The following is a 9413-nucleotide window of genomic DNA, read 5'->3' on the forward strand; positions in this document are numbered from 1 at the left end:
CAAGGGTTCTTGATGCTTCATCGTACAAGAGGCTTGCTGGTCCGCCAGCGAACCATGACAGCCTGCGCCATTCGGGCTCACTTTGCTGAGTTCGGAATTATTGTCGGACAAGCCCGGCAACGGGTGGGTATTCGCCCAATCCTGGCAGACGAGCGGAATGCTTTGTCCCATGGCGCCTCCAATCTGCCTGAGCAGTTTGCGGAATCTGTCGCCGAGCCGCGCGTCCCTAAACTCACATCCACTACTCTCTCGATCAATCCAACATTCACCTTCCAAGGACCGCAAACAGCCTTTTGCCGATCGATCCCTTAATGTCAGCACCATAGAGCCGCCCTCGCGAATCAATGCTCAGAAAGGAATCACAAGTGATTCTTTCGATTCAAGTTTTCGCCGATCAGCGGATCAGCCCGAGCGGTCAAAGTTATGGGTAATTGAGAGCTTCACCGGACGGATACGACGCTTCCGCGTCCCACCGTGGTTGATTGCGCCGCTTTGCCCGGCGCTGGCCGATACTTCGCTCTCCGGCGCCCGGTGCCGCCGGAACTGGACCGGCTGATGATGGAGCGCGGCAAGCCGAAGATAGGTGTTCAGCGACAATGGCAGCGAGCTGACCAGCACGCCATCCTGACATGGGCCCATCAGAGCCGCGTCGCCTCTACATCGCGCCAGGCAAACCTAGGATGGCACCCGCGGATAGGGGGAATTCGTCGGTCTTTCGGATAACGGTCGGGTGCGATGATATATTACGGCCTGCTAGTGCGACCAATGCCATGGCCGCTGGCCCTGATGGAGATCGCGGATCGAGGCCTCATCAACGGGTCGCGCTTGCTGCGCTTGAAGCTCTTCGGGCTTGCTCGATCGCCAGCTCCGTCGGTTCCGTATCTTAGGTTGGCTAGATACGCGGGAGCTCAGGCCGCGAGCTTCGGCCGATAAAATTCCCCGCTCGTCATCATCGCCCAGATGATCCGGGCCAACTTGTTGCAGCGGTGATAGTGACGGCCACCGGGCGACGTCCCTCAAGCAAAGCTTCGATCCAGCCGCCTCCGACCCTGGAGCGGGCCGTTGGGCACCGAAGGACTACATGCCCCGATGACAAGCAAGTGCCTGACATAGGAATCGCCCTGTTTCGTTATGCGGTCGAGCCGATCCTTCCCGCCGGTGGAGTTCTGCTTAGGCGTCAGGCCTGCCAAGCGGCGAACTCTGGCCCGCAGCGGAACATGGTCGGGTCCGCCGCGGTCGCGGCGAGTGCCGTGGCTGTTGTGAAACCAATGTCGGCCAGCAACTTAACCATCGGATTTTCTCTCCGGATGTGAGCCAGCGCCCGCTCGATGGCCTCGACCTGCTGGTCCAATTCCTTCAGCTGGTTCACAAGAATAGCCAGTGCGATAGGGGCATTGGCCGGTTAGCGTCAGCCCTCGGCATCCAACAAGTCGACCAGACCATCCACCCGTCGCCAGCTCTGCCCGACAATGATTCCGAACTCGGCAAGTGGGCTCGGATAGCGCAAGCCGCCATAATTCTCTGGCGGATCAGCAGGCCTCTTGCGCGATGCAGCATCAGAGGAGCCTTGGTTCTCGACGTTGTTGATTGAAACGAACGTAAGTGCTTAGCCGGAACCCTTGCTTCGGGATCTGGATAGGTGTGCGAAGAAGCCTCCGGCTTGGACGGAGGTTCGGGATGGGATTGGACAGTAAAAAGGGCGTCAATTTGGACGGCTCATCGGCAGGGTCGGTGAGCAGGCTGGAGGTTCTTGAACGGCCGTCGGGGCGCCGTGTGCGTTCGGAAGCTGAGAGAGCTCGGATCGTCCCAGAGAGCCTGTTACCTGGTGCCCAGGTGTCCGAGGTGGCGCGCAAGTATGGAGCGATGCGCTGGCAGATCTACGACTGGCGACGGCGCTTTCGACAGGGAGGCCTGTTGCCGGCGTGCGAGGCGTCGGAGCCGACATTCGCGCCGCTGGTGGTGGGAGGTGTGTTCGAGGGGCGTCTGCTCCGGCAATCAAGCTTGAGATCGCGATCGGTGATATCGTGCTGCGGGCGGATACGGCCATTGACGCCGAGCAGCTGTCCCGGGTGATCCGCGTGCTGCGAGCATCACGATGATTGCGGCCGGTGCTGATCTGAAGATTTACGTTGCAACGCGGCCGATCGACTTCCGCTGTGGCCGCGATGGGCTTGCGGAGAAGGTGCAGGAGATGCTTCGTCTCGACCCGTTCAGCGGCGCAGCCGAACGGGCCTGGTGTTGGTGCGCAAACGCAGGCGGCCTTGAGCGAGCATCAGGGGGCACTGGCGACGTCGGAGGAGGCGCGGCGTCGGTTGGAGATCATTCTCGGCGAATTGCGACGCGACAAGTTCGGCGCGAAGTCCGAGAAGTTGCGACCAAATCAGTATCACTTGCCGCTCGATGACGTGGAGATTGCGCAAGGCATCCTGGATGCTGCGCAGGAGAGAGCCGGGGCGGTGATCCAGGGCCGATCGCGGAGCGTGACGGATCAAGGCTCTCATCGCAATCGCGGCTGCTTGCCTGCCCATTTGCCCGCGGGTGGGCCGGGTTATCGAGCCTGCGAGCACGCTCTGCCCCTGCGGTTGCGGCACCATGACGAAGATCGGCGAGGACGTCAGCAAGCGCCTCGACGTGATCCCGGCGCAATGGCGTGTGCTGGTCACGCGCCGCCCGAAATATATCCGTCGCCGCTGCTCCGGCCCTGTCGTGCAGGCACACGCACCGGAGCATGTCGTGCCCAGCGGGCTGCCGACCGAAGCGGCCATTGCGCACGTGATCGTCTCCAAGCTTGGCGACCATACGCCATTTTACCGTCAGGCCGAGATCTATGCGCGCCAGGGAATCCGGCTTGATCGGGCGAAACTGGACAACTGGTCCGGCCGCGCCTGCTTCCATCTTCAACCGATCGCGGACCACATGCGCCGCCGCCTGGCCATGGCGGATCGCCTGTTCATGGACGAAACCACGGCGCCGGTACTCGATCCCGGGCGCGGCCAAACGAAGAAAGGCTACTTCTGGGGGGCTCCGATGACCGCGGCCACAGCGGCCCAAGTCCGCCGATCGTGCTGTTCCGATATGCCCCCGGTCGCAGCGGTGCCTTCGCTGAGAAGTTCCTGGATCGCTTCAGCCGACGCTTCCTGCAATGCGATGCCTATGAGGGTTATGACCGACTGTCCGAAGTCGCTCGACGGCAAGGGCCATGGAGGCTCGTGCATTGCTGGGAGTCACTTGCGCCGACGCTTTGTCAAATTGGCCCGCAATAGCAAATCGCCGATCGCCGAGGCCGCCGTTCGGCACATCGCACAGCTTTACGCCATCGAAGCCATGGTGCGCGGCTCGTCGCCGAACATCCGGTTGGTCGCGCGCAAGGAGCACTCGCTGCCCATGGTAGCCACGTTAAAGCCGTGGTTCGCGAAACAGCTGTCAATGATCTCCAGCGGTTCGACGCTCGCCGAGGACATCCGCTATGCGCTCAATCATTGGCAGGGCTGACCCGCTTCCTCGAAGACGGACGTCTCGAGCTCGACACGAACCCGGTCGAGAACGCTATCCGGCCAGTCTGCTTGACCAGGAAAGATGCTCTCTTCGCCGGCCATAAAATCGAGGCAGAAAACTGGGCCTTGCTCGCGTCGATCGTCGCTACCTGCAAGCTCAATGGCGTCAACCCGGCTGCCTACATCACCGAAACACTCGAGGCGATCATCGACGGCCATCCACATAGCAGGATCGAAGACCTCATGCCGTGGCGATTCCGCAAAACGTCAAGCCAGCCTCAATAAGGCCCCGGCTGAGCGCTTACAAACGAACCCCATATTGGGACGGATGATCGCTTCGCAGATTGCGGCGGCGTCAGCGCGTCGTTGTTGGCTCCTCGCCGTACCTGGGGTTTTACATAGGCCGGCGGGATCAATCTCAGCTCGTCTCAAAATCGTCGAATCTCGTGCGCCCAGTGGTGAGCGGTGGCGCAGGCTTCAATGCTGACGAAACAGTGCGAGCGACGGAAAACCGACATGATGTCGCCTCGCCGTAAGCGTCGGGATTGATCCAACTCAATTGTCGCGACTTCCCACCACACATATGCGGCCTAAGCGGCCAATCCAGAACATCGCCCAACCAAGTGGAATTTTTGGTGCGGCCGAGTCCCCCCCGTGAGACACTGCTGTTTCCCAGGAACTTCCTTTGCGGGAGTGTCGTGCTACGGAAGAAGTGGCCTGAGAAGAGGATATGCGCTTGGCGCTGACCCTGATCGCGGAAGATCAGCCCACAAGGAAAGGTAGGTGCGCAGCCTAGTTAGACAGTTACATAGTCGACAGCCGACAAGAGACGATGCCTATGGCGGCCAGTGAACAGGAGGCGATATGAACGAAGCCACAAAGGTCGTCCAAGACGCACCAAGAGGCGATGACCTTGATGCGCGATCAAAGGCCATACGCCGGAGGATTTTGGAAGTACTCGCGCAGCGCCGTGTTGGCGGCCATATCAGTCCTGCATTCTCGATAATCGAGATTCTTCTGGTGCTGTACGACGAATGTCTGCGTCTACCCAAAGATGCCGCAGGAATTGATGATCGCGACCGATTTATTCTCAGCAAAGGGCACGGGTGCCTCGCGCTCTATGCTGTGCTCGAACATAAGGGCCTAATTCCACCTGAAGAGCTGGATCGCCTTTGTTCAGTGGGCGCGCCGCTGGGCGTGCTTCCGGAGCGAAATATCTCGCGCGGCATCGAGGCAACCACGGGGACGCTAGGGCACGGGCTGCCGATAGCCGTTGGTATGGCCCTAGCTGCGCGGATCAATGAGAAGAATTCCAACATCTATGTGCTGGTTGGCGATGGAGAGCTAAACGAGGGTGCAAATTGGGAAGCGGCATTCCATGCGGTGAAGCACCGGCTCGCAAATCTCACCATTTTGGTTGATCGAAACCGCCAGCAATCTAGCGGGCCAGTAGAGAACGTGCTTCCAATGCCCTATATGCCCGCACTGTGGCGTGAAGTTGGCTTTAACGTTTGTCATGTGCCCGGACACGACCGTCGCGCTCTTCGCGAAGCATTGTTGGTTCCGTTGCCTGATCCGCGTCCAACAGTGGTCATCTGCGAGACCACGAAGGGAAAGGGACTAGGAAAGTTCGAAGGAAGCGGTGAATGGCATTACGGGCAAGCACCATCACTTAACGAGATCCCGTCTCTACTTTGAAATCAGCCTGGGAGATCAAACGTGCGTGAGGCATTCAGTAAGTCGCTGCAGAGGCTCGCGAGACACGATAGCCGGATTGTGTTTGTTGGATGCGATCTACCCTACAATTCGATGAGGGAATTCCAGGCTGCTTTTCCGCAACGCTTTTTTATGGAGGGCATAGCAGAGCAATATGTGGTTGGTATGGCGGCCGGACTGGCAAGCGGCGGCTTAATTCCATATGTCCAGTCCACTGCGACGTTCATTACGAGAAGAGCGTTCGAACAGTTATTCATCGACATAGGTCTCCAGCAACTTCGCGTGCGTATTATCGGATCCGGAGGTGGCTTAGTCTATTCGGAGTTTGGTCCCACGCACACGGCCCTTGAAGACCTCGCGCTGCTGCGCCAGGTGCCAAACATGGGGATATGCGTCCCTCGAACGGGTGAGGAGTTGGGGCGCCTCTTGTTATCAACCATCGAGTGGGACGGACCCTTGTACATACGCCTAAGCGATGGCGCCCAAGAAAGTGACGGAGGTCCAATTGGTGAAATGGGGCGAGCCTGTCTCCTGCGACATGGTAAGGGCGCTTTGATTATATCCACCGGTGTTGTGAGTTCGGCGATATCTGACATTGAGGAGTTGTTGGTCCAAGGGGGCCATAATCCAGAGGTGCTCCATTTTTCGACGCTCAGGCCATTTGATTCTGCCTCTCTCTGCGAGGCCGCTCGCAACGCCGCTCAAATCATCATAATTGAGGAGCATCATCGCGATGGTGGGCTAGGGAGCATGGTCATCGAGACTCTAGCCGATGCGAAGATACTACGGCCTACCACTCGTATCGGTACCAGATTTGAGCCTGCCCTGAGTTGCGGCGAGCATCTGGAGATAAGCGCTAAGTTTGGTCTTCGTGGGCCGGCTCTAGCTCAAGCCATCTTGGCCGCTTGCGTTCACCAGCGGACCGCCGCCTTAAGGTGAGTAAGGGTCCGACTGACCAGTCGCTGAGAAGAGTCCCGTCCAGGGAGTAATGCCCGTGTAGCGTCGAGAGTTTCCATCTCTACTCAGAGTCTCCCTCGCAACTCTCTTCCCTCGGAAACCGCACAACCACCTCGCCACGACCCGCTGGTCAAAGAATAGACACGGGGTGCTGTATCGAAAAGAGGGATTCAGCTTGCCCGTCGCTACTTGGCAACAAAGCTCCAAAACCTGCGATCGATATCGAGCAATGGAGGACTATCGTGGCAAATCTGGAGGGAAAGGTCGCGCTTGTGACCGGTGGGGCGCGGGGGATCGGGCTTGCTATTGCTGGCAAGCTCGCAAGCCGGGGCGCTCGCGTGGTGATCGCCGGTCGCGACGGTGGGGCTGCCGAGGCGGCTGCGAAGACGCTGGGCGGAGCCGGCGACGCGATCGGCATGACGCTCGACGTGGAGTCCCCCGACTCGACCCGCGCGATGATGGAGCAGATCGACGCGCGCTGCGGCAGGGTCGACATCCTTGTAAACAATGCCGGTGGCGGAAAGCTGCAGCCGTTCCTTGAGACTACGCTCGATGAATGGGAGCGGATTGTACGCGTGAACCTGACGGGGGCCTTCCTGGTCGGACAGGCGGCGGCCCGCCGCATGTCCGCCGCGAGCAATGGCGGTGCCATCGTCAACATTAGTTCCGTCTCCGGTCAATGCGGCAGCGAGAGACGCGCGGCGTACGGATCATCCAAGGCAGGGCTCGAGCTGCTGACGCGAGTCATGGCCGTGGAACTCGCTCCGCATGGCATCCGGGTGAACGCGATTGCGCCCGGCCCCATCGCACATGCGCCTGGGCGCTCGATTCACAATGCCGTAGAGCAGGTCGCCTATATCAATCTCCTGCCGATGCGCCGCTTTGGATCGCCTGAGGAAGTGGCCGACTGCGTCCTCTTCCTCGTCTCGGACGAGAGCCGCTACGTCACAGGGCATGTCCTGAACGTTGACGGCGGCATGGGAGGAGCCGGGCTGATGACGAGGGCCGCGCCGCCCCCCTGACACTGTCCGGTTAGAGGCCCTGGCCTGGCAGATCTCACCAGCGACCGAGGAGGCCTCTAAGCGTCAGCTCGCAGTCCGTCGTACGGATGAGGTCGGACACGCAAACGCTTGTGCCGGCGGGCCGCACGTGACTCGACCATCTGCAAATAGGTTGTCTTTCCAATCGCCAATCCTTCGTCAAACTTTTGGCCTGGATGTGGCAGGAGCGGTCGCAGTTGCGGCTCGCGCGGCGGCGCGTATGCAGGTGTTCTCGTGTCGAAGGCTTGGAGTAGCGCCGTGATCCCTCAATGCACACCACCATTGCCGATGACCTTGCCCCACGGGCTTAATCCAGTTTGAAGTTCGCTCTGGCCCACGACAAGGACCAGAGCATGAAGCGCAGCCGCTTTTCGGACGAGCAGATCATCGGGATTTTGAAGGAGCATGAGGCCGGCGTGTCGGTCGCGGATCTATGCCGCAAGCACGGCGTCAGCGACGCCAGGATCTACAAATGGAAGGCGAAGTTCGGTGGAATGGAGGTGTCGGAGGCCAAGCGGCTGAAGACCCTGGAGGACGAGAACACACGGCTGAAGCGCCTTTTGGCTGACGCCATGCTGGACAATGCGGCCTTGAAGGACCTCCTGGGAAAGAAGTGGTGACGCCCGCGCCCAAGCGGAAGGCTGTCGCACATCTCGTGGCTGCCCACGGGATGAGCGAACGGCGGGCGTGTAAAGCCATCGGCTGCTGCCGCATGACCATGAGATACCAAACGACCCGGGCGGACGAAGCCGGCCTTCGCCAACGCATGAGGGCTATCGCCCAAGAGCGCCGTCGCTTCGGCTATCGGCGCCTGCATGTTCTGCTCAAGCGGGAGGGCTACGTGGTCAACCACAAGAAGCTGTTCCGGCTCTACCGGGAAGAGAGGCTTGCGGTGCGTCGCCGTGGCGGCCGCAAGCGGGCGATCGGGACCCGGGTGCCGATGACGGTCGCGATGGCGCCGAACGACCGCTGGTCTCTCGACTTCGTGTCGGATCAGCTCACCGATGGCCGCCGCTTCCGCATCCTCACCGTGGTCGACGAGTGCACGCGCGAGTGCCTGGTGTTGGTGGCCGACACCTCGCTGTCTGGCTCCCGGGTGGCGCGGGAGCTGGATCGGCTGATCATCGAGCGCGGCAAGCCCAAAATGGTGGTCAGCGACAACGGCACCGAATTGAACCAGCAACGCCATCCTGACATGGGCCGATCAGAGCCGCGTCGCCTGGCACTACATCGCGCCAGGCAAGCCCATGCAGAATGCCTTCATCGAGAGCTTCATGTATAGACGGCCCCGCGGGTGCAAGAGGTTTTTACAGCATTTTGGATATCGGTCGGGTGCGTTCATGTATACGGCCTGTTAGTGCGACCGATGCCATGGCCGCTGGCCCTGATGGAGATCGCGGATCGAGGCCTCATCAACGGGTCGCGCTTGTTGCGCTTAAAGCTCTTCGGGCTTGCTCGATCCCCAGCTCCGCCGGTGTCCATCATGCTGTCAGTTGCCCTCACACCATAAGGTGGCCAACATACGCGGAAAGTCAGGCCGCGAGCTTTGACCGATAGAATTCTCCGGTCGTCATCATCGCCCAGACGATCCGGGCCAACTTGTTGGCAACGGCGACGGCGACGACCATGGGCCGACGCCGTTCAAGCAGGGCTTCGATCCAGCCGCCTCCAACCCGGGAGCGTGCCTTTGGGTACCGAACGACGTTACGTGCTCCGATGACAAGCAAGTGCTCCGATAGGAATCGCCCTGTTTCGTAATCCGGCCGAGCCGATCCTTCCCGCCAGTGGAATTCTGCTTAGGCGTCAGGCCAAGCCAGGCCGCGAACTCCCGCCCGGAGCGGAACATGGTCGCGTCCGGTACGGTCGCGGCGAGAGCCGTGGCCGTTATGGGACCGATCCCGGGAATCGAGGACAGCAACTTCGCCATCGGATTTACTCGCTGGATCTGAGCTAGCTCGCGCTCGATGGCCTCGACCCGCCGGTCCAATTCCTTCAGTTGGTTCATAAGAACGGCCAGTGCGATGCGGGCATGGGCCGGCAGCGTCAACCCCTCGTCATCCAACAAGTCCACCAGACCATCCACCCGTTGCCGGGCTTGTCCGACAATAATTCCGAACTCAGCAAAGTGAGCCCGAATGGCGCAGGCTGTCATGGTTCGCTGGCGGACCAGCAAGCCTCTTGTACGATGAAGCATCAAGAACCCTTG

At 60.4% G+C, this 9413-nt stretch carries 7 protein-coding genes and 8 pseudogenes; 11 read left to right on the forward strand and 4 right to left on the reverse strand.

The genetic code is table 11. The features are described 5' to 3' along the window. Nucleotides 1-102 (forward strand): annotated as a pseudogene (locus I6F16_RS37050) (IS110 family transposase); the annotation flags it as partial. Between the two features lie 81 nt (nucleotides 103-183). Here I6F16_RS37050 and I6F16_RS37055 read toward each other — a convergent pair. After that, nucleotides 184-324, reverse strand: a pseudogene (locus tag I6F16_RS37055) (hypothetical protein); the annotation flags it as partial. Between the two features lie 169 nt (nucleotides 325-493). On the opposite strand from I6F16_RS37055, the pseudogene I6F16_RS37060 reads away from it, so the two are divergent. Further along, nucleotides 494-677, forward strand: a pseudogene (locus I6F16_RS37060) (IS3 family transposase); the annotation flags it as partial. A 500-nt stretch (nucleotides 678-1177) separates the two neighbouring features. Here I6F16_RS37060 and I6F16_RS37070 read toward each other — a convergent pair. After that, nucleotides 1178-1369 (reverse strand): hypothetical protein, encoded by a 192-nt coding sequence (locus I6F16_RS37070; protein ID WP_225174721.1) that lies wholly within the window; start codon nucleotides 1367-1369, stop codon nucleotides 1178-1180. A 308-nt stretch (nucleotides 1370-1677) separates the two neighbouring features. Here I6F16_RS37070 and I6F16_RS37075 point away from each other — a divergent pair, with 308 nt between their 5' ends. The 5 genes and pseudogenes from I6F16_RS37075 to I6F16_RS38360 all read left to right on the forward strand — a co-directional run. Beyond that, nucleotides 1678-2073, forward strand: coding sequence for a transposase (locus I6F16_RS37075; protein ID WP_225174722.1), 396 nt, complete (start codon nucleotides 1678-1680; stop codon nucleotides 2071-2073). A 92-nt stretch (nucleotides 2074-2165) separates the two neighbouring features. Next, nucleotides 2166-2522: pseudogene (locus tag I6F16_RS37080) on the forward strand (transposase); the annotation flags it as partial. A 70-nt stretch (nucleotides 2523-2592) separates the two neighbouring features. Then, a pseudogene (locus I6F16_RS38350) lies at nucleotides 2593-2964 on the forward strand (transposase); the annotation flags it as partial. Nucleotides 2965-3062: 98 nt separating this feature from the next. Next, nucleotides 3063-3263 carry a transposase gene (locus I6F16_RS38355; RefSeq protein ID WP_346730191.1) on the forward strand — a complete coding sequence of 67 codons (201 nt, stop codon included), beginning with the start codon at nucleotides 3063-3065 and terminating at the stop codon, nucleotides 3261-3263. A 19-nt stretch (nucleotides 3264-3282) separates the two neighbouring features. Further along, a pseudogene (locus I6F16_RS38360) lies at nucleotides 3283-3779 on the forward strand (transposase); the annotation flags it as partial. Nucleotides 3780-3788: 9 nt separating this feature from the next. Here the strand turns inward: I6F16_RS38360 and I6F16_RS37100 are convergent. Continuing rightward, nucleotides 3789-3988 (reverse strand): annotated as a pseudogene (locus I6F16_RS37100) (IS110 family transposase); the annotation flags it as partial. A 370-nt stretch (nucleotides 3989-4358) separates the two neighbouring features. Between I6F16_RS37100 and I6F16_RS37105 the strand changes: the two are divergent. The 4 genes and pseudogenes from I6F16_RS37105 to I6F16_RS37120 form a co-directional block, all read left to right on the forward strand. Beyond that, entirely contained in the window at nucleotides 4359-5192 is an 834-nt protein-coding gene (locus I6F16_RS37105) for a transketolase (RefSeq protein ID WP_225174724.1), read from the forward strand. Nucleotides 5193-5213: 21 nt separating this feature from the next. Next, a complete protein-coding gene (locus I6F16_RS38365; RefSeq protein WP_225174725.1) occupies nucleotides 5214-6149 on the forward strand; it encodes a transketolase C-terminal domain-containing protein in 936 nt (311 codons plus the stop codon). 260 nt (nucleotides 6150-6409) lie between these two features. Further along, a complete protein-coding gene (locus I6F16_RS37115; protein WP_225174726.1) occupies nucleotides 6410-7189 on the forward strand; it encodes a glucose 1-dehydrogenase in 780 nt (259 codons plus the stop codon). Between the two features lie 371 nt (nucleotides 7190-7560). After that, a pseudogene (locus I6F16_RS37120) lies at nucleotides 7561-8481 on the forward strand (IS3 family transposase); the annotation flags it as partial. Nucleotides 8482-8780: 299 nt separating this feature from the next. Here I6F16_RS37120 and I6F16_RS37125 read toward each other — a convergent pair. Beyond that, nucleotides 8781-9413: IS110 family transposase (locus I6F16_RS37125; protein ID WP_225174727.1), on the reverse strand; the 633-nt coding region annotated here is incomplete at its 5' end.

The organism is Bradyrhizobium sp. IC4060, from assembly GCF_020193715.1.
Taxonomy (GTDB): domain Bacteria; phylum Pseudomonadota; class Alphaproteobacteria; order Rhizobiales; family Xanthobacteraceae; genus Bradyrhizobium; species Bradyrhizobium yuanmingense.

What these genes read in the sequence shown, in the direction of transcription:
- I6F16_RS37075 (WP_225174722.1), top strand. Translation starts at nt 1,678, where the DNA reads ATGGGATTGGACAGTAAAAAGGGCGTCAATTTGGACGGCTCATCGGCA.
- I6F16_RS37105 (WP_225174724.1), top strand. Translation starts at nt 4,359, where the DNA reads ATGAACGAAGCCACAAAGGTCGTCCAAGACGCACCAAGAGGCGATGAC.